General features: G+C 41.9%; 17 protein-coding genes and 1 pseudogene. 2 read left to right on the top strand and 16 right to left on the bottom strand.

The genetic code is table 11. From position 1 onward, the window contains the following. Nucleotides 1-439: 439 nt before the first annotated feature. A complete protein-coding gene (locus tag DWW70_RS02600) occupies nucleotides 440-1,558 on the top strand; it encodes an IS110 family transposase (protein WP_055145656.1) in 1,119 nt (372 codons plus the stop codon). Nucleotides 1,559-2,125: 567 nt separating this feature from the next. On the opposite strand, the gene DWW70_RS02605 is transcribed toward DWW70_RS02600, so the two are convergent. From DWW70_RS02605 to DWW70_RS02665, 14 genes and pseudogenes are all read right to left on the bottom strand, one after another. Next, the gene (locus tag DWW70_RS02605; protein WP_055144220.1) at nucleotides 2,126-2,893 is read right to left on the bottom strand and encodes a vWA domain-containing protein; all 768 of its coding nucleotides are present in this window, start codon (nucleotides 2,891-2,893) and stop codon (nucleotides 2,126-2,128) included. Between the two features lie 85 nt (nucleotides 2,894-2,978). Then, nucleotides 2,979-3,731 (bottom strand): vWA domain-containing protein, encoded by a 753-nt coding sequence (locus tag DWW70_RS02610; protein ID WP_158576504.1) that lies wholly within the window; start codon nucleotides 3,729-3,731, stop codon nucleotides 2,979-2,981. 129 nt (nucleotides 3,732-3,860) lie between these two features. Beyond that, nucleotides 3,861-4,349 carry a hypothetical protein gene (locus tag DWW70_RS02615; protein ID WP_055144216.1) on the bottom strand — a complete coding sequence of 163 codons (489 nt, stop codon included), beginning with the start codon at nucleotides 4,347-4,349 and terminating at the stop codon, nucleotides 3,861-3,863. A 12-nt stretch (nucleotides 4,350-4,361) separates the two neighbouring features. Continuing rightward, nucleotides 4,362-5,210, bottom strand: coding sequence for a hypothetical protein (locus DWW70_RS02620; protein ID WP_055144214.1), 849 nt, complete (start codon nucleotides 5,208-5,210; stop codon nucleotides 4,362-4,364). Beyond that, nucleotides 5,207-7,702: an ATP-binding protein gene (locus DWW70_RS02625; protein WP_055144212.1), complete on the bottom strand. Its 2,496-nt coding sequence runs from the start codon at nucleotides 7,700-7,702 to the stop codon at nucleotides 5,207-5,209. The genes DWW70_RS02620 and DWW70_RS02625 overlap by 4 nt, the downstream gene beginning before the upstream one ends. Before the next feature lie 23 nt (nucleotides 7,703-7,725). Continuing rightward, a complete protein-coding gene (locus tag DWW70_RS02630; RefSeq protein WP_147360136.1) occupies nucleotides 7,726-8,418 on the bottom strand; it encodes a hypothetical protein in 693 nt (230 codons plus the stop codon). A gap of 16 nt (nucleotides 8,419-8,434) precedes the next feature. Then, nucleotides 8,435-8,698 (bottom strand): DUF1292 domain-containing protein, encoded by a 264-nt coding sequence (locus tag DWW70_RS02635; RefSeq protein ID WP_015534128.1) that lies wholly within the window; start codon nucleotides 8,696-8,698, stop codon nucleotides 8,435-8,437. A gap of 95 nt (nucleotides 8,699-8,793) precedes the next feature. Beyond that, the gene (locus tag DWW70_RS14760; protein ID WP_147360137.1) at nucleotides 8,794-8,982 is read right to left on the bottom strand and encodes a hypothetical protein; all 189 of its coding nucleotides are present in this window, start codon (nucleotides 8,980-8,982) and stop codon (nucleotides 8,794-8,796) included. Nucleotides 8,983-9,036: 54 nt separating this feature from the next. Further along, complete coding sequence (locus tag DWW70_RS02645) at nucleotides 9,037-9,447, bottom strand: hypothetical protein (protein WP_015534130.1); 411 nt, start codon at nucleotides 9,445-9,447, stop codon at nucleotides 9,037-9,039. Between the two features lie 212 nt (nucleotides 9,448-9,659). Beyond that, nucleotides 9,660-9,881, bottom strand: coding sequence for a helix-turn-helix domain-containing protein (locus tag DWW70_RS02650; protein ID WP_015534131.1), 222 nt, complete (start codon nucleotides 9,879-9,881; stop codon nucleotides 9,660-9,662). Nucleotides 9,882-10,203: 322 nt separating this feature from the next. Then, a pseudogene (locus tag DWW70_RS15550) lies at nucleotides 10,204-10,362 on the bottom strand (DUF6075 family protein); the annotation flags it as partial. 189 nt (nucleotides 10,363-10,551) lie between these two features. Further along, nucleotides 10,552-13,188: a pyruvate, phosphate dikinase gene (gene ppdK, locus DWW70_RS02655; protein ID WP_015534133.1), complete on the bottom strand. Its 2,637-nt coding sequence runs from the start codon at nucleotides 13,186-13,188 to the stop codon at nucleotides 10,552-10,554. Between the two features lie 436 nt (nucleotides 13,189-13,624). Beyond that, nucleotides 13,625-14,869: an aspartate aminotransferase family protein gene (locus DWW70_RS02660; RefSeq protein WP_022216005.1), complete on the bottom strand. Its 1,245-nt coding sequence runs from the start codon at nucleotides 14,867-14,869 to the stop codon at nucleotides 13,625-13,627. Between the two features lie 53 nt (nucleotides 14,870-14,922). Next, a complete protein-coding gene (locus DWW70_RS02665; protein WP_022057995.1) occupies nucleotides 14,923-16,320 on the bottom strand; it encodes a glycine--tRNA ligase in 1,398 nt (465 codons plus the stop codon). Nucleotides 16,321-16,666: 346 nt separating this feature from the next. Between DWW70_RS02665 and pdxR the strand changes: the two genes are divergently transcribed. Next, nucleotides 16,667-18,073 (top strand): MocR-like pyridoxine biosynthesis transcription factor PdxR, encoded by a 1,407-nt coding sequence (gene pdxR, locus DWW70_RS02670; protein ID WP_243017648.1) that lies wholly within the window; start codon nucleotides 16,667-16,669, stop codon nucleotides 18,071-18,073. Nucleotides 18,074-18,142: 69 nt separating this feature from the next. On the opposite strand, the gene recO is transcribed toward pdxR, so the two are convergent. Continuing rightward, complete coding sequence (gene recO / locus DWW70_RS02675; protein ID WP_022216007.1) at nucleotides 18,143-18,886, bottom strand: DNA repair protein RecO; 744 nt, start codon at nucleotides 18,884-18,886, stop codon at nucleotides 18,143-18,145. A 97-nt stretch (nucleotides 18,887-18,983) separates the two neighbouring features. Then, nucleotides 18,984-19,883, bottom strand: coding sequence for a GTPase Era (gene era, locus DWW70_RS02680; protein WP_015534137.1), 900 nt, complete (start codon nucleotides 19,881-19,883; stop codon nucleotides 18,984-18,986). Nucleotides 19,884-19,889 lie beyond the last annotated feature (6 nt).

Genomic DNA, 19,889 nt, shown 5'->3' on the forward strand with positions numbered 1-19,889 from the left:
ATTATTTCCAGCCATAAACTGGACTTCTCGGGTATTTCCAGCAGTTTTCAATTTTACCATATTGGTCTCGTATAGTTTAATGGCATCTGAGTTAACTTTCTTTATTTTCATAAAAAACACGCACCTTTCACAACAAATTTTTTTGTTATGAAAAGTGCGTTTATATCGGTCAATTGGAACTTAATATGAAGTTTTGTTCTTTCGTATACCTAGGGGCAAATTTCGCTTTAACCTATGAATTCCTCTACGGAATTCTGACTCGATTCATAATAATCGGTCACCGAAAAGTTTTGCCTTCGGCAATGGTTATGGAGGTAGTTGGATTTATTAGACAATATGTAATGACCTCCACATTGTAGGTTCGTGGATTTACCTGTATACTAAAGATTGTCAAAGTCAATGGTAACAGGGATTACCGCATACAAAGGGAGGTCATCAAATGAATTATAACACAGTTTACGTAGGAATGGATGTACACAAAGAAAGTTTTACATTTTGTGCGTACACAATCGATGCAGAGAAAGGTTCCCACTTCCAGAGAACAGAAGCTGATTACAAAAATGTTCTGAAATATCTGGAGTTTCTTCGTACCGTCTACGGAAACGATGCTAACTTTATATGCGGTTATGAGGCGGGTTGCCTCGGTTATACTTTATATCATCAATTAATAGAGCATCATGTTAACTGTGTGATACTTGCGCCAACAACGATGCTTGAGCAGTGCAGCAGAAGAAGAATTAAGACTGATCGGCGTGATGCTGAAATCATTGCCAAATGTCTGGCACAGCATAATTACAGTCCTGTTCATATCCCTACAGCAACGGACGAGGAAACAAAAGAATTCCTCCGTATGAGGGATGATCATAAACTGGCACTGAAAAAGGTCAAGCAGCAGATTCTTGCATTTTGTCTTCGCCACAACTATCGCTATGATGGAAACAGTCATTGGACAGCAGCGCACATCAAATGGCTTAAGTCATTAAAGCCTGAGGCACTTTATAAGGAAATCCTCGACGAATATCTGCTGACCTATACTACCCTTAGCGATAAGCTTGAACGGTTGGATAAACGCATTGAGGAGCTTGCCTCCAAGGATGAATACAGAGAATCGGTTAAGAAACTCTGTTGTTTCATCGGTATCAAGACTCACACCGCATTATCTGTTCTGATTGAGGTTGGCGATTTTCAGCGTTTTGCTTCTGCACAGAAATTTGCTTCCTACCTGGGACTTGTACCGGGTGAGGATTCCAGCGGTGATGAACAGACAAGGCTTGGCATTACCAAAGCCGGAAATCGTCATGTGCGTATGCTCCTTACAGAAGCTTCCCAGTGCTATGCCCGTGGTCAGATAGGATTCAAATCAAAGGAACTGAAATCACGTCAAGCCGGTAATTCACCACAGGTTATTGCTTATGCAGATAAAGCCAATGAACGCTTAAGACGCCGATACTACAAAATGGTTCTTGGAAAAAGTAAGAAACACAATGTAGCTAAAACAGCGATTGCGCGTGAGCTTGCCTGTTTCATGTGGGGCATGATGACTGATCATATCACCTGATACAGGTATAACATCGTGCTGCCGATATCAAGACCAGGCCGCTGCCAGCGGTGCTTCGCAGCCTTGACATCATCATCCCGCTGTTATAGCAGGTAATCAAGCAGATGTAAGATGGCTTGCGCCACATACATCTGGCCAGTAACTAAAGTAACAACTGAAGACATCCTGAAAGGGCTTCGGCCATTTCAAGGTTCGAGCTATCTGCGATAAATCTATGTTGGCACAGAGAAATCTGTGATCCACGCAATTAGACGGTAGAGCTCACGGCGGACCATTGACCTGTCGGTAACCAATCCACGTATATCAGAGTGGCCAATGCCGGGAACTGATACTCCGAGGCTCTTTCCGGGTGCCTTCAGACAACTAAATAAAGTTTTGTGGTGATTTCTGTTAACTTGTACTTGACAAGAGGTCATTACATATCAGATTTTTGGAAGCTAAATGGTATCATCGCCAGTCTCCTTTCCTCGAACAAACAAACAATATCCTAATACACATGCATTCTTCATGTCTGCAATTGTAAAAAACAAGCCACGTAAAGAATGCATGTATAACAAAGACTAATTACTACTCAGCATACGAATACGCAAGCATCGCAGCCATATCATCCGATACTAAATCCTTTCCACCTTGACCAGCCTCTATTGGTTTTCTAAACACATATTCCAAATCAGTTTCCAAATCATTCCACGGATATGCGTCAGGTGCAAATAATACCAGTCTTCGCCCTTTCGGATCAAGATTAGACACTCCCAATGCTTCTTGGGTTTCTTCATCTTTTTTTTGCCACATACGATAAAATTCTTCTATGTCCTTGGGCATGTTATCCGGGTACATCGTAGGTCGACAAGACTCTTTTGCTGCCTCCTCTACTAATTTGTCATAATCCTCTAATGGATGAGCTCCATCGTCTGTAAACAACGCAATAATATGTCTCCGGCTATCTCCCGTTTGAACAAAATCAGAACGCATTGCCATTGTAAGAGCCTCTAAGGATGACTCTGGCAAATCTCCACCCCCTTTAGCTTCCAAGCTTTCAACATATTTATGAAAATCTTCTTTCTGTTCAGGGAGTTCAAAGAAATCTGATTCCCCGTAAGCTTGATTGCCATCATAATAAAAATCTCTAAACCATATAACTTTAATCCTGAGATTATTGATAACATGATGTGAGCTTTTTAATTTTTCTTCCAAAAGATCCCGAAATGATAATGCCGTCCTCTTTACCATATCTATAATTGGATCCATACTCCGTGTTACATCAATAACAAATACAATGTCCACGTTTGTCTGTTTATCCGGTATCATTCCTAAACTTTCCTGCAAATCTGACATTTTAATATCCTCCGTAATATAATTAATTTAAACTAAATAAACATATGTTCCCGATTTAATAGGCAATCCTTACTTTCCTATCTTATCAAGCTATCGAGCAACTAAGCATCTTTATAATATCATCTATGTCTAATTCCGCACCTCCATTACCTTTATTCATTTCTCTTCGCATCGTATTCTCAAAATTTTCATCAATTTCTTTCCACGGATAAACATCTGGGGCAAATAATACCAGACGCTTGGCTTTTTTTGACATCTGCGGCGTCATATTATTAGATTCAACACCTAGTGCATCTTGTCCCGTGCCCCATGTTCTGTACAAATCATCTAAACTTCTAAACATATTTGAAGGGTAATTATCTGGCACTCCTTCATTTTGTTTTTCATATCTATGTGCCGAAGCATCCGTAAACAAAACTATAACATGCCGTTGTCTATCCCCCCCGGTTATAAAATCAGATCTTAAAGCTAATGCCAATGCTTCAAGACCACTTTCTGGTTCATCACCGCCACCGCTAGCAGTAATATTTGACACAAAATCATGGAACTTATTATTCGCATCAGGCAACTCGAAAAAAACTGATTCTTCCATTGCCGCATTTCCATCCACATAGTAATCTCTAAAAACAATAACCTTCGCCCTAAGATTATCTATCCGTCTTTTATTCTCTCGCAAGCCCTCCTCCAACTTTTCATGTAATGATAACGTCAGTGTCTTTACCTTGTTTATCAATGGCTGCATACTTCCCGTCCCGTCTATAACAAAAACAATATCAACGTATGTGCTCAAATCGTTATTGTTATCAGCCATTACACCTAATGCATCCTGCATATTCATATTCATTTAACCTCCATTCATCAATATATTTTCTTCAATATTACAGCTGTTTTCGATTTCCAAGTTAACTCTCTATGAACCTCTCATCCCAATGCCTCCTAGTATTTACTGATAGACTCCGTAGTCATTTTATTTCACATTTACCCTTCTTGACAGCCGCATACTCATCTTGTCGGATTTCCCATTGATATAAGCTATATCAAGCAATCCCTCTGACACTTGCATATCTACCATGCTTTTTAACATCGGCTCTTTATACAGTCCTCTCGCAAGTGACGTTAACTTACCCTCAATTGCGTCATTATCCATTTTCATGTTCTCGCCATTATGTGTTCTTACTGCGAGTTCTAATATTTCGTTAGAATATGCGTTCAATTCCACTATCATGTCATAATTTTCAAAGTACGCTCTAACATAATCTGCGCTCAGTCGGAATATCGGTTCTACATATGTCTCAACAAGCATTTTGCATGTTTTTTCATCTGTACCTACGCAAGCGTTATTTAAACCATTATCTCGTACATATCCTCGTACACCTTCTGCCAATTTCTTGCCGTTAAATGGCGCATTGCCCATTTTATTTAGAAATAAATTATACAAGATTTCTTCTGCGCTCATAATCAACATCTCCTATCTAAAACCTTCATATCTATTAATCGCCATTGTTTTATACTGTACAAACAATCTTTCTTTGGCATGCTGTGTCTCATTCGTGTTGCCGCCGCGTGTCAGTATATCAATATCCCTTGAAAACTGATTCCATGCTCCGTCATATCCATTCAATCTGTTGAATTCACTTATAAGTCCTTCCTTGTTATCTCCAAAATAAGCAGCTTCAACATTTTCTTTACCTGTCAGAGACTCCAATCGCTCTGCCCACATTCTAGCTTCCGGATACGAGATCATTTCCTGTACCGCTTGTTCCCGTCCCGTATTTTCAAGTTCTCTCAATGTGTACATTTCGGTAAGTCCTTCATTGATTCCACAGTTCATATCAGTAACTCTACCATCTTCATGAAATCTGGTTTCTCTTACTCCACTGACAATAACCTCATCTCCATTGGTTTCTGTCTCATTTTTTCTGTCTGCACACAGATGAATCGTTTCATGTGTCGAAACATGTTCAATCTCCGCAGGCGATATGTCCTTGATATATATATTTCCTTCCGAATCACAGTGTCCTATAACATTAAGCGGGACATCTTGAAATCGTTCCACATACTCATCACTTGACACTACATTAAGTCGTTCGAGTGTTTCGTCTGATTCAAGCAACTCCTTCTGTGATTCTGACATCACTTCACCATGCTCAGACAGCATGTCCCTCTTTGTCTCAAGATGAACAGAGTCTGCAATTTCCGCCGATGATTTATATTCATCTCCATATTCCACAGGCTGGAAATCAGACATTTCATGTATCTCTTGTCCGCTTCCGACTTCCCTGCTATCAATATTATCTGATCCAAACTCATGCATCATCTCTCACCTCCCGTGTACCTGTATATCAATTTTCTGTATTCCCTCATTCCTCTGGAACCAGACTGCATCAATACATACCCCAATGCACAGAGGGTTTCCCATGTTTCTAATCTGTGTTTTGTTGCAAAATTATCAACCATTTCACGAATTCTGCGTCCATCATACATAGCGGTAAGCATTATCTCTATCGTAAGTACTGTATCAGCATCCATACGAACCTTATTCTTAACTCTTTCATAACAACAGAATTCTCTGCTTTTGCAAAATATACACGCAACATTTTTCACGCTTGTATTCGAATGTTGCACATTTACTCTTGAAGTAACTCCACCTCCCGGCAATGATACGAGCGCTTGTCCTGTTCTCATTGTCGGAAGCACACTCTCTTGATACTCACTGAGCCCCAACGCATATGAAACACTTTCCATATCTCTTCTGTCGCTGGTCTCATGAATAATCTTAACAGAAGTATTCCTTATAGCACTCTGGTTTATCCTTGACGGACTTTGATCGGCTATAATCATTCCCATTCCATAAGCTCTCACTTCCGAAAGCATATCGCTAAAATACGTACTTGTAATTGATTTCGAGCTCTTGACAGTGCCTTCAGGAATGTCTGCCATCACGTTGTGAGCCTCCTCCAAAACCAATACATTGCGAAGATGGCTTGTCTCATTTTGCCGATATATGTACTGCTTAATCTTGATAAGCAGTATGCTTAACACAAATGACTTTGCATCCGTGGACAAATCATCAAGTTCTACTACATTATGACCGGTACAAAGTCTCTCTCCGGTTAACAATGTTCTGCTATCGCTGCCGTTCTGAAATATCAATCCCGATATTCCCGAACGCAAATCCCTGCCTCTACTGTATATAGCGCCCTCTATATCCCTCTTAATCTCACTGCTTGAACGAATCTCCTTATCCGAATACTCATAGAGATTATTCATAAGATCTTCAAACGAAGGATATCTGCCTCGATATTTATATGCCTCATCATAGCTTTTCCATCCCAGCTTTTCATATGTGTATCCAAGCAAGCCCTTAAAATCCATTCGTATTCGGTCTTCCCAATCGAACGCACCCGAAAACGCGTACATCAGCTCATCTATATGATTTCCTATGACGACACCATCTTCCGGTTCAAACGGATTCAACCGAAGCGGTAATGCATCATATCCCGCAGAGTATACCTGCAAATCGTTGACTGAGCCTATCAACTCCCAATATTCCTTTTTTGCCGATTCCAAGACACAGAAGTTCTTATTTGCTCTCGCTACTTCTTCCAAAATGTGTTTTACCGTATTACTCTTGCCGCTCCCCGGCGTACCGGTTACCAATACATGTCTCTGAATTGCATCCAACTTTACGTACAACGGCTGTCTGCTCTCGTCCATGCTCCCAAGGACAAAACTATCCGCTGTGTCGGTGCCCGAACTATTATAGGCAAATGTTCTCATACTGTCAGATGTAATATCTGCATCTATGACCTCGATTCCTGAGTGACTATACAGAGGTAACTGGAAAAGCGATGCCAGTTCCTTGCTTGTCATGTACGATATCAGATCACCTTTAATAAGATTACTATCCAAGTCATAGCCTATATTTCTATATCTCGACGTAGGTATGTGCAGTCTGCCGTTTCTGAATCCATTTGTGTTGATATAAAAACATCCGGCTCTTTCAAGTTGTATCTCATCCGCTCTATTAAACGCCCCGACAAGGCAGTCACCCAAAGCATTTCTATCTGATTCTCTGTTTGCTGTAAACCATATAGCAGTTTCCCATATGTCATTTCCGTCCTCGGAAAATCTATCTCCCTGACGATTTAAGAAGTCCAAGAGACGACGATTCCCCGGAAAGTTGTCCGGCAACTGTCTCCTTCCGTTGTTTCCAAACGTGTTGTTCTGATTGTTATATCTGCTCGATAATAATGCAAGCTCCGAAAGTGCAATCGTATATGAAATACCATCTGCGGGAATTGCAAGAATCGCCACCATCATCTCCCCGCCTTCCATTGCATTCATGATGGTATCTACAACATCTTCACTGATTCTAAATGCTCCTGTTACTATCCCACTATAGTTAGATGCTCGACAAAACACTTTGCTTCTGATATTGTCTCTTATATGTAATTCCGGCAATACTGAGCGAAGGTTGTTCTCGAATCCATTATCCTCAGAGCCAAAGAACAATCTCGTGCTGCGCCCATCGGACACAAGGAAATATCCAACAGCTATATCACTACTATGAGAGGATGACAATGAACTCGCTACACTATTGCTTATAGTGGCTATATTGACATCTGAATCTTTAAGTTTTCTGTAGCCGGTAACCTCCTTGATTCTCAAAGAAACCTCATCATAGTTATTATAGTTGAGTAATGAACTATGCGCATATCTGGACAGACTATCTCCAGACAGGTATTCATATATCTCCGAAGCATGCTGTAAAAAATAATTATCTCTGTCTGTGTAATAGTTCGCCATAATGTCATCTCCTAGTGTAAATATCACTTTTTACTAAAAAATCCACCGAGAAATATCAAAAAACCTACAATCAATATTGCATATACCAAAATATCAAACAGCACTCCGGAACTAATCAAACAAATTATTCCGAAGATAACCACTAAATCCAATATCCAAAACAGCGATGCCGGAATCTGTGGTGGAGCCTTGATTTGTGATTCAGTCTCGTTTGAATACAATCTAATAACAACATATCTGTCACCTAACTTTCTCGCTATCGCTATAACATCATCGCCATAATTAATTCTGCCTTCGATGTCTCCATAGAATATTAAATCGCGCTTTCTTCCAGATACAAGTCCATCGTGAAAACCCTCAATTCTAAAAACAGTCTCGTGCGAAGTGTTGCCAAACTGATATGGTTCTCCACGAAGCAGAGCATTTACAATCTTCTTAAATCGGTTATGGTATCTCACGTGTGAGCTTATCTCTGTAACAGTACCGCGATACACATAGTTGAATCCTTCTCGCGTTTCAAACTCAGGTGTTCCACCATCATACTCTCTCGTCAATTCTGGAGTATATGAAACCGGTTCAATCACCTTCAAAGAATCTTCACGAATAGCCATGGTCTTCCTTCTTCGATACCTTATCAAGGTTGTTCCACATATCGGGCAAGTATCTATACTGTCATCATACAATGCAAAATCATTGCAACTTGGACATCTTTTCATCTGCTATCACCTGTTATCAATCACAATCATTTAATAAACTAACTATTTTGTTGAATTCTTCTTCATCATTTATACTCGACAACATCTCTCCCATTTCAGTATGTCCTACTTCAAATATGTACATTGATTCACCATCATTAAGGTCGTTGCCTAATACAAATAATCTTCCGTCGTATTCAAACTTTTTTACAAGCTCAACCGGGACTTTCTCATCATCAAAGTCCTCCAATTCAAGAATCACTGGTTCTTCACTCTCAATATCTATAACATCAACCTTCATGTGCATCCTCTCTTCGCTAGTCTAACCGTAAGGCAATCCACGAATGTTTTCTTAACTCACTGATTACCTCACGGCTGAACTTAATTATCCTACAATTACTTTCTTGTGAAGTATCCGCTACAACTTGATGAACTCTCCCACGGATAATAATACGCGTGATTTCTTGTACACCAGATTTTGCCACTTCTGTCTTTCTCTCCCGGATCAGACCAACCACATGCCCCACAATCATATGCGCAGCATACCCCTTCCGGTAGCGTTACATTTGTTTTGATTCCTTCCATCTCTAAACTCCTTCAATCATTTGATTTATTTAAACCGGCTGCTAAAGCAACCGCTTAAATCAAAGTAATCTTCTCTTCAGAAACATCTCCACACCTGTCTACTTTGTATAAGATTACCCTTACCTTGCTGCCTATCACGACCAACGGAAATAATATTACATTCATATCATTTGCCGTCATGATTAGCTGTGCATACTTGATGTCTGCACAGGACAACTCACACCTATCTTCCAAATGGCTATGAACAATCCCCGCAAATTGTATGCTCCGTTGCGTCCAATCCGATATGACACTATTTACAGTAACCGTATCCGGTTTGTATGTATTGCTATCGCAACTCCCGGTTCTGTCAAAATAATATGCACATACAACATCGTTTTGGGTTCCAATTATTCCACCTGTCTCCGGCGACACACTACCTATGGTGGACATAATTTCATTTAGTACATTCGCTTCTATATTCATAACCTGTTCTTCTAATATATATCTCACCCAAAATGCTTTTTATCGCACCACAGGCTTAAATCTTTTCTTTTTTGTAATTATTAAAGTTTCCATGGGATTCATAAATGAATAGAACATCAGGCTACACCTTTAGCCTCATGTCATTTTAGAATAAGAAGGGACTATCCCCCTGACTTTCATTTATAAATCCTCTGCTCCCCAGCAAATTGTTTCTATTTTTGTATACCTAACCGATTTTCTTCTCCTGTAACCAAATAATCTATCGATACATCAAAGTAATCAGCCAGTTTTATCAGTGTTTCATATCTAGGTTTTTTACCTTTTACCTCATAACCGGCTATCGTAGCTCTGTTTACATGTAAGTATTGTGCCAGCTTGTCCTGTGTTACTCCTCGTTCTTCACGCAGACTTTTCAATACTTCACCAAACGCCATAATAACCGTTTACTAATTTATGCATAGATCCTTTCAAATACACTATGATGATTGTGATTGACCTTTTGTCATATTATAATTTGGTATCTTGCATAGATAATTCGCATCATGCAAGGACATAAATCTTTCGCAGAATGTCAACATCTGCGAAAAGGAAAACATATATACTGACATAGATTTCAGTCACATCACAATAAAAATTATAGTGATTGCGTGTCAGATTGTCAACAAAATTCGGCACATTACAGCAAAAAAATAGTAAGTATTGCACAAAATCGCATTTATTTTTGTAGATAAAAGGATAATTGATACAATTATCCTTTTATCTATGGTCAAACTTATGGTAGGAGGATTGAAAATGCCACAACATGGTGAAAACATTCGGAAAAGAAAAGACGGCAGATGGTATTCCAAGTATGTAAATGAGTGACTTGTGATAACTGTCCCTGTATCTCGCCCTCGCTAATTTCTCCCTGCAAAATGTCCTGTGCTCTTAACGCTGTGTTGTTCATAACCTCGAACCTCCTTTAAGAATTTTGTATAAAATAAAAGGACTCTATATCTTAGTTAGAGATAGAACCCTTAGAAAACCCAATAAAAAAGGGGAAAACCCAATATTTGGAATTCCCCCCCTGATTATCAAAGATAGATTTTACAAACGAAATCTTTCCTACTTGTTAGCGATTGCAGCCTGAGCAGCAGCAAGTCTAGCGATAGGTACTCTGAATGGTGAACATGATACATAATCAAGACCAATCTTGTGGCAGAACTCAACTGATGAAGGATCTCCACCGTGCTCACCACAGATACCGATGTGAAGCTTTGGATTAACTGGCTTACCAAGCTTAACTGCCATATCCATGAGCTTACCAACACCTGTCTGATCAAGCTTAGCAAATGGATCGTTCTCGAAGATCTTAGCATCATAGTAAGCATTTAAGAACTTACCAGCATCATCTCTTGAGAATCCGAATGTCATCTGTGTAAGGTCGTTTGTACCGAAGCAGAAGAAGTCAGCTTCCTTAGCGATCTCATCAGCTGTAAGAGCTGCTCTTGGGATCTCGATCATTGTACCAACCTCATACTTAAGATCTACGCCAGCAGCAGCGATCTCAGCGTCAGCTGTCTCAACAACTACCTTCTTAACGTACTTAAGCTCCTTAACCTCACATACAAGTGGGATCATGATCTCTGGCTCAACTGTCCAATCTGGATGCTCCTTCTGAACCTCGATTGCTGCACGGATAACAGCCTTTGTCTGCATCTTAGCGATCTCTGGATATGTTACAGCAAGACGGCATCCTCTGTGACCCATCATAGGGTTGAACTCATGGAGTGAGTTGCAAAGTGCCTTAATCTCCTCAACGCTCTTGTTCTTAGCAGCAGCAAGCTTCTCAATGTCAGCCTCCTCTGTTGGAACGAACTCATGAAGAGGTGGATCCAGGAATCTGATAGTAACTGGGTTGCCCTCAAGTGCCTCATAAAGAGCCTTGAAGTCTCCCTGCTGATATGGAAGGATCTTATTAAGAGCTTCCTCTCTCTCTTCTACTGTATCAGAGCAGATCATCTCACGGAATGCTGCGATTCTCTCTGGATCAAAGAACATATGCTCTGTACGGCAAAGACCGATACCCTCTGCACCAAGCTCACGTGCCTTCTTAGCATCTGCTGGTGTATCTGCATTTGTTCTAACCTTAAGTGTTCTATACTTATCAGCCCATGCCATAACACGGCCGAATGTTCCTGCGATCTGAGCATCAACTGTCTTGATAACTCCATCGTAAATGTTACCTGTTGTACCATCGATTGAGATGTAATCTCCCTCATGGAATTCCTTGCCAGCGAGTGTGAACTTCTTGTTCTCCTCGTCCATAACGATATCGCCACAACCTGATACACAGCATGTACCCATACCACGGGCAACAACTGCAGCGTGTGATGTCATACCACCACGAACTGTAAGAATACCCTGTGCTGACTTCATACCTGTGATATCCTCTGGTGATGTCTCAAGACGTACAAGAACTACCTTCTCGCCTCTAGCTGCCCATGCCTCAGCATCGTCAGCTGTGAATACGATCTTACCACAAGCAGCACCTGGTGAAGCGCCAAGTCCCTTGCCCATTGGTGTAGCTGCCTTAAGAGCTGCTGCATCAAACTGTGGGTGAAGAAGTGTATCAAGGTTACGAGGATCGATCATTGCAACTGCCTCTTCCTCTGTCTTATGTCCCTCATCAACAAGGTCACAAGCGATCTGAAGAGCTGCCTGAGCTGTTCTCTTACCATTTCTACACTGAAGCATGTAAAGCTTCTTGTTCTCAACTGTGAACTCCATATCCTGCATATCATGGTAGTGATTCTCAAGAGTCTCACAAACCTTGATGAACTCTGCATAAGCATCTGGGAACTCCTGCTCCATCTGAGCGATTGGCATTGGTGTACGAACACCGGCAACAACGTCCTCGCCCTGTGCATTGATAAGAAACTCACCCATAAGCTTCTTCTCACCTGTTGCAGGGTCACGAGTAAATGCAACACCTGTACCAGACTCATTGTTCAGGTTACCGAATACCATAGGCATTACGTTAACTGCTGTACCCCATGAATAAGGGATATCGTTGTCTCTTCTGTATACGTTCGCACGTGGGTTATCCCATGAACGGAATACAGCCTCGATAGCTAACTTTAACTGCTCAACTGGGTCTGAAGGGAAATCTGTTCCTAACTGGTTCTTGTACTCTGCCTTGAACTGCTCAGCAAGTGTCTTGAGATCCTGTGCTGTAAGCTCTACATCAAACTTAACACCCTTCTCTTCCTTCATCTTGTCGATGAGCTGCTCGAAGTACTTCTTACCAACTTCCATAACAACGTCTGAGAACATCTGGATGAAACGTCTGTATGAATCGTATACGAAACGCTCGAATGCTGGATCTGGGTTGTGTGCTATCATAGCAGCAACAACGTCATCGTTAAGACCAAGGTTAAGGATTGTATCCATCATACCTGGCATAGATGCTCTTGCACCTGAACGAACTGATACAAGTAATGGATTTTCAAGATCTCCGAACTTCTTGCCGTTGATCTCCTCCATCTTCTTAACGCCATCCATAGCCTGAGCCATGATCTCGTCATTGATCTTACGGCCATCCTCATAGTACTGAGTACAAGCCTCTGTTGTAATTGTGAAACCCTGTGGAACTGGAAGACCAATTGCTGTCATCTCTGCAAGGTTTGCACCCTTACCACCGAGAAGATTACGCATGGTCATGTCGCCTTCGCTAAACATATAAACCCACTTGTTTGCCATTTGTTTGTTACCTCCTACGTAAACTTTATATTTCATGGTGTGAAGTCCCCGTGAAGTCTCCACACGCGCTAGACTGATTATAACATATATGTCAACATTAGCAAACTCTTTTTTCTATATTTTGTGTATAAACCAGTCCATTTTTACATATAGTTGAATTATATGTATATTCCATTATATTACGCTTAATTACAGCAACATTTGTGTGCCGACCTGAAACAGACCGGCAACTGATCTTCGCTGACCAGTATTCAAAAATTTCCAAATTGGCAAACTGCCCGCACAGCCCTATTCATCCCACCAAAAACATAGGCTGCGGAAAACTCCGCAGCCTATGTTTAACTTTATATCATGTCGCCTATCGGCTTCATGTGGATATTCGCATTATATCAGTCTTGCGCAATTACAACTGTCACAATGCTCATTAAATTACAAATTACTCACCATCAATAGCTGCCTTGAGAATATCAAGACCTGCAATAAGATCCTCATCTGAGATGATAAGTGGTGGCATGATCTTGATGACCGCGTTGTCACGGCCAGCTCTCTCTATTACAAGACCCTTCTTGAAAGCTCTTGCTGTGATGGCACCTGCTGTTGCATCGTCCTTAACCTCTACGCCCCAGAGGAGTCCGATACCACGTGTTGCAATTACATTTGGATCGCCGTCTATATTCTTCTCAAGATACTCTCTAACTATCTCGCCCTTACGTCTTGTCTCTGCCTCGATGTTGTTGTCAAGCATGAACTCAAGTCCTGCCTTTGCAGCTACCATTGAGAGCTGGATTCCACGGAATGTACCTGAATGCTCACCCGGCTTCCAGAGATCATACTCCGGCTTGAACATTGCAAGTCCCATAGGGAATGGGTATCCGCCGATTGACTTTGAAAGTGAGAACATATCAGGCTTGATTCCTGCTCTCTCAAATGAGAAGAATGTACCTGTTCTTGCACAGCCTACCTGTACGTCATCAACAACCATAAGGATATCGTTCTTATCACAGAACTCACGGAGTGCCTTGAGGTACTCTACTGAGAATACATTTACACCACCATCTGCCTGTACTGTCTCGATAAAGATTGCTGCAGGCTTCTCAACACCTGAGTGATCGTCATCAAGAAGTGTCTGCATGAACTTGATCGTATCAAGCTCTGGGAACATGTAAGGAGCTGGAATGTGGTATACGTTGTCAAGTCCAACGCCTGCTCCTGCACGGCTTGCAGCATCACTTGTAAGTGATATTGAGCCAAGTGTCATACCATGGAAACAACCCATATATGCCCAGATCATCTCTCTCTTCTTGACCTTACGTGCAAGCTTTAAGAGTGACTCAACTGCATTTGTTCCTGTAGGACCTGCGAACATGATCTTGTAATCAAGTCCTCTAGGCTCAAGGACCTTTTTCTCAAAAAACTCGATGAATTCAGCCTTTGGTGCTGTCATCATGTCAAGAGAATGCATGATTCCATCGCTCTGGATGTAATCGATAACCTTCTCCTTTATATAATCATTGTTATGACCATAGTTCAGCGCGCCTGCTCCTGCGAAGAAGTCTATATACTCCTTACCATTCTCGTCATACATCTTGGCTCCCTTGGCCTTTGTAAATATCTCTGGGAAACTTCTGCTGTACGATCTTACATTTGCCTCGTATTCTGAAAATAACTCTTTACTATGCATCTTAATGCCTCCTGTAATTCAGTGTCCCGTATTATCTCCGGTCACACCATCAATTAATATTCAAATTTCTTCTCAAAGTAAGCCTTCAGATCTTCAATCTTGACTCTCTCCTGCTCCATGGTATCTCTGTCACGAACTGTGACTGCTCCATCCTCAACAGAATCGAAATCATATGTTACACAGAACGGTGTTCCTATCTCATCCTGTCTTCTATATCTCTTACCTATGTTGCCTCTGTCATCGAACTCACAGTTGTAGTACTTTGAAAGCTCTGCATAAATCTTCTCTGCACCCTCGTTGAGCTTCTTGGAAAGTGGAAGCACACCGATCTTAACCGGTGCAAGCTGTGGGTGGAAATGAAGGACTGTACGGATGTCTGGCTTCTCCTCTGTTCCGATGTTCTCCTCGTCATATGCAGCACACAGGAATGCCAGTGTAACACGGTCAGCACCAAGTGATGGCTCGATTACATATGGAATGTACTTCTCCTTTGTCTCGTCATCGAAGTACTCCATGGACTCTCCTGATGTATTCTGGTGCTGTGTCAGATCGTAATCTGTTCTGTCAGCGATTCCCCAGAGCTCACCCCATCCAAATGGGAATAAATACTCGATATCTGTTGTTCCCTTGGAGTAGAAACAAAGCTCCTCAGGTGAATGGTCACGGGCTCTCATCTCATCATCCTTGATTCCGAGATCCTTGAGCCAGTTGATACAGAAGCTTCTCCAGTACTCAAACCACTCCATATCTGTACCCGGCTTGCAGAAGAACTCAAGCTCCATCTGCTCGAACTCTCTTGTTCTGAATGTGAAGTTACCAGGTGTTATCTCATTTCTGAATGACTTTCCTATCTGGCCAATTCCAAATGGAACCTTCTTTCTTGAAGTTCTCTGTACATTCTTGAAGTTGACAAATATACCCTGTGCAGTCTCCGGTCTCAGGTATACAGTGTTCTTGGCATCCTCAGTTACACCCTGGAATGTCTTGAACATAAGGTTGAACTGTCTGATGCCTGTGAAGTTGTGCTTACCACATGTTGGACAGCAGATATTGTTCTTCTCAACGTACTCTTCCATCTGCTCGTTGCTCCATCCGTCTACTGCGCCCTCTGGAACAACTCCGTTTTCAGCCATAAAGTCCTCTATAAGTTTATCTGCACGGAATCTCTCATGACACTCTTTGCAATCCATAAGAGGATCAGCAAATCCTCCAAGGTGGCCTGAAGCAACCCATGTCTGTGGGTTCATAAGGATAGCACAGTCAACTCCTACATTGTAAGGGTTCTCCTGGATGAATTTCTTCCACCATGCTCTCTTAACATTGTTCTTGAGTTCAACTCCGAGATTACCATAGTCCCATGTATTTGCGAGACCACCGTAAATCTCTGAACCTGGATAAACAAATCCTCTGCTCTTTGCCAATGCAACGATCTTGTCTAATGTCTTTTCCATTGTAATCCTCCAAATCATATTCGAATTTGCATTTTTTCACTCTATCCGCCTTATTTTATACTCATTCAAATATTTTTGCAAGGTTCACGGCATATTTTGTAATATTATTTATACAAAGCTACTATAATTTGTGCCGTCAGACATCACCTTATGACTTCTTCTTATTGCTTACTCGCTATGACTCTTGTATAATAGCACCAGATTGGTTCTTTCTAAAGTTCCAATTTCAAGTATTTTTATAGTTCCAATTTGCAGTATTGGAATATGAACAAATCAAGTAATACGCAAATATCCAATGATACAAGGTATTTTTAACGCTTATAATATGCAGGAAAGGAACACGGAAATGATATCAATAGACAAGGCCTCCGATAAGTCTCTATACGAACAATTATATGAACAAATGAAATCCGAGATACTTAATGAGCACTATGCTGCAGGTGAAAAGCTCCCTGCAACAAGGCAGCTAGCCGCCGAACATAAACTGAGCCGCAACACAGTAGTATCTGCTTACAACCAGCTTGAACTTGAAGGATATATACGCTCCGTGACAGGCTCAGGCTACTATGTTGAGAACATCTCTGCATTTTCTCCGGACAAAAAGCCAAGACAAAGCCACAATATACAGCATTCTTCCAGACAATCAGGAAAGACATTTGACTACACGTTCAGCTACGGCAATCTGGACTACAACTGCTATCACTCCAGGGCATGGCGCAAATGCCTTATGAACGCCTGGGACATGATATCCATGGCCGATACCGCCTCCTACCAGATGTCACAGGGAAGTTACACCCTCCGCAGTCTTATCACCGAATATCTGTACATGTCCAGAGGTGTAAACTGCACACCGGAGCAGATCATTCTCACGAGCGGCCACCAGAGATCAATAGATATAATCACGCATATATTCAGTCCGTCAGACTATTCATTTGCCATGGAGGACCCTGGCTACAACGGAACATGGGAGATCGTCAGCCAGAGTCCGTTCAGGATCATCCCCATACCTCTTGAGAATGACGGTGTATCAATAGACCATATACAGAGGCTCAGAGACACGCTGTTATATGTGACCCCATCCCACCAATTCCCTATGGGAAGCATATTGCCTATCAGCAAGAGGCTAGAGCTCATAGAGTGGGCGGCTCAATCGGGAAGTTATATCATCGAGGATGATTACGACAGCGAGCTCAGATACCAAAGCAGACCAATTCCATCCCTGCAATCCATCGATAACAGCGACCACACTATATATCTCGGGACATTTTCCAAATCCATGTCACCGGATCTTCGAATATCATATATGGTGCTTCCAGCAGATCTGATGAAGGCATATGAATCCAGATATTCACACACCAACTGCACAGTTCCAACGGTTCTGCAGCTTGCACTTATTGAATTTATACAGAGTGGTAATTATCAGCGCCACATAGGCGCCATGAAGAATCACTATAAAAAGAAGCATGATTATATATTGAATTATGTGAAACAGAATCTTGAAGATGATGTGATCATGTATGGTGCCGGAGCCGGTCTCCACTTTGTGGCAGAGGTTAAGAACTCAAAGCTTACCCAGACAGAGCTCATATCAGCTTTTGAACAGAAAGGCATACGAATCTTCTCCACAGAACCATTCTGGATAAGAAAGAATCTCTGTCCTGAGAACCAGCTTCTGTTTGGTTTCAGCGCCATACCATATGAAAAACTTCCCGGCGCGATGAAGGCGTTCTCTAAAATAATACACTCTCTGTGATTTGTATTTTAGACAGGTAATATACAAAAAGAAGAGAATCTCACGTCATGTAGGATTCTCTTCTTTTTTTCATGGCAGCGAGTCTATGATCTCCACCGATTTGAACTTCCTGTCCACATACATATCCATGAACTGCTTCGACACTAGCTGTATCTCCGCCAGTACAGGATCTGACACATTGAAGTTGTACATCTTGCCAAGCGGTGCACCATTTATGTATTGTATCGTGTATACTGCGTCATCCGATAGATGAAGCGGATGTTTTGCCCGGCCTTTGCATCCATCGCAGAGCAGTCCACCCGATGCTGCATCGAATACATTTGACACCTCAGCCTTGCCACATACCGGACAGTGGAAGCTCTGTATTCCCTGTCCGAACACATCCATGAGTTTTATCTCGTACACACACCGGATGAGCTTTGCTGGCATCTGCCCCTTCTCCAGAGCCTTAAGACTCACATACAGAAGATTGAGGTAATCTGCTGCCCTGTCTCCCTCATGGGTCATGAAGCCCATGACCTCGCAGAAATACGATGCATAACAGTATGCATCTATGTCCATGGTGAGCTGATGGAAATATTCATCCACATCTATATTCACAAGCCTGTATGAATCCCGCGCCGGGATCAATGTAAAACTTCCCATGACAAACATCTGTGTCTTGGACTGGAGCGGATTCGTTCCTCTCCTCACACCTGTTGCAAATACTGTGATCCTGCCCCGTTCTTTGGTGAGGACCACCATTCTCCTGTCATATTCGCTCTGGAGGCTGCTGGACAGTACAATTCCATGCAATGTTACTTCTTCTCTCAATTGTATATCCACCTCCATAACAAATTTAACATGACAAGATCGGCAAACTATGCACTGCCCGCAGCAACTGCACATTTACCGATCCTGTTTGCACACACTACTCGTCTCTAAACCCAAAGTTCCTTAGCAATGTATCTGTATCTCTCCAGTCCTTCTTGACCTTTACCCAAAGCTTCAGATTGACCTTGGTGTCAAGAAGTCTCTCTATTCCATATCTCGCATGAGTACCGATCTTCTTCAGCATGACGCCCTGCTTTCCTATGATGATTCCCTTGTGGGAGTCCCTCTCACATATGATTGTCGCATCGATATCGATCAGGCCGCCATCCGGTCTCTCTTTCATGGAATCAATCACAACTGCAATACCATGGGGAACCTCTTTATCAAGCTGACGGAGCGCCTGCTCCCTGATGAGTTCGGCAACTATCTGTCTCTCCGGCTGGTCAGTGATCGTGTCCTCATCATAATACTGTGGTCCATACGGAAGATACTTCATAATGGTATCTATGAGCTCATCTGTGTTCTTGCCCTTTAATGCCGACACAGGAACTATTTCCGCAAAGTCACAGGCATCTTTATAGGTATTTATCGCCTCAAATACCTTGCTCTCCTCCACGTTGTCTATCTTGTTCACAACCACAATTATAGGTGTCTTTACATGCTGGAGCTGTTCTATGATATACCGCTCTCCTGCACCGATAAATGTTGTGGCCTCAACTATCCAGAGAACCACATCGACCTCATCCAGCGTACTCTCAGCAACCTTGAGCATGTACTCTCCAAGCTTGTTCTTCGCCCTGTTTATTCCCGGTGTGTCCAGGAAGATAATCTGTCCCTTATCGCTGGTATACACGGTCTGTATCCTGTTTCTCGTGGTCTGCGCCTTGTTGCTTGTTATCGCTATCTTCTGTCCTATCAGTCTGTTCATAAGTGTCGACTTTCCAACGTTTGGTCTGCCTATGATGGACACGAAGCCTGATTTGTATTCTTTATTCATATATCT

It is taken from the genome of Coprococcus sp. AF16-5, from assembly GCF_003479365.1.
Lineage (GTDB): Bacteria > Bacillota > Clostridia > Lachnospirales > Lachnospiraceae > Coprococcus > Coprococcus aceti.

What these genes read in the sequence shown, in the direction of transcription:
- DWW70_RS02600 (WP_055145656.1), top strand. Translation starts at nt 440, where the DNA reads ATGAATTATAACACAGTTTACGTAGGAATGGATGTACACAAAGAAAGT.
- DWW70_RS02605 (WP_055144220.1), bottom strand. Translation starts at nt 2,893, where the DNA reads ATGTCAGATTTGCAGGAAAGTTTAGGAATGATACCGGATAAACAGACA.
- DWW70_RS02610 (WP_158576504.1), bottom strand. Translation starts at nt 3,731, where the DNA reads ATGAATATGCAGGATGCATTAGGTGTAATGGCTGATAACAATAACGAT.
- DWW70_RS02615 (WP_055144216.1), bottom strand. Translation starts at nt 4,349, where the DNA reads ATGAGCGCAGAAGAAATCTTGTATAATTTATTTCTAAATAAAATGGGC.
- DWW70_RS02620 (WP_055144214.1), bottom strand. Translation starts at nt 5,210, where the DNA reads ATGATGCATGAGTTTGGATCAGATAATATTGATAGCAGGGAAGTCGGA.
- DWW70_RS02625 (WP_055144212.1), bottom strand. Translation starts at nt 7,702, where the DNA reads ATGGCGAACTATTACACAGACAGAGATAATTATTTTTTACAGCATGCT.
- DWW70_RS02630 (WP_147360136.1), bottom strand. Translation starts at nt 8,418, where the DNA reads ATGAAAAGATGTCCAAGTTGCAATGATTTTGCATTGTATGATGACAGT.
- DWW70_RS02635 (WP_015534128.1), bottom strand. Translation starts at nt 8,698, where the DNA reads ATGAAGGTTGATGTTATAGATATTGAGAGTGAAGAACCAGTGATTCTT.
- DWW70_RS14760 (WP_147360137.1), bottom strand. Translation starts at nt 8,982, where the DNA reads ATGGAAGGAATCAAAACAAATGTAACGCTACCGGAAGGGGTATGCTGC.
- DWW70_RS02645 (WP_015534130.1), bottom strand. Translation starts at nt 9,447, where the DNA reads ATGAATATAGAAGCGAATGTACTAAATGAAATTATGTCCACCATAGGT.
- DWW70_RS02650 (WP_015534131.1), bottom strand. Translation starts at nt 9,881, where the DNA reads ATGGCGTTTGGTGAAGTATTGAAAAGTCTGCGTGAAGAACGAGGAGTA.
- ppdK (WP_015534133.1), bottom strand. Translation starts at nt 13,188, where the DNA reads ATGGCAAACAAGTGGGTTTATATGTTTAGCGAAGGCGACATGACCATG.
- DWW70_RS02660 (WP_022216005.1), bottom strand. Translation starts at nt 14,869, where the DNA reads ATGCATAGTAAAGAGTTATTTTCAGAATACGAGGCAAATGTAAGATCG.
- DWW70_RS02665 (WP_022057995.1), bottom strand. Translation starts at nt 16,320, where the DNA reads ATGGAAAAGACATTAGACAAGATCGTTGCATTGGCAAAGAGCAGAGGA.
- pdxR (WP_243017648.1), top strand. Translation starts at nt 16,667, where the DNA reads ATGATATCAATAGACAAGGCCTCCGATAAGTCTCTATACGAACAATTA.
- era (WP_015534137.1), bottom strand. Translation starts at nt 19,883, where the DNA reads ATGAATAAAGAATACAAATCAGGCTTCGTGTCCATCATAGGCAGACCA.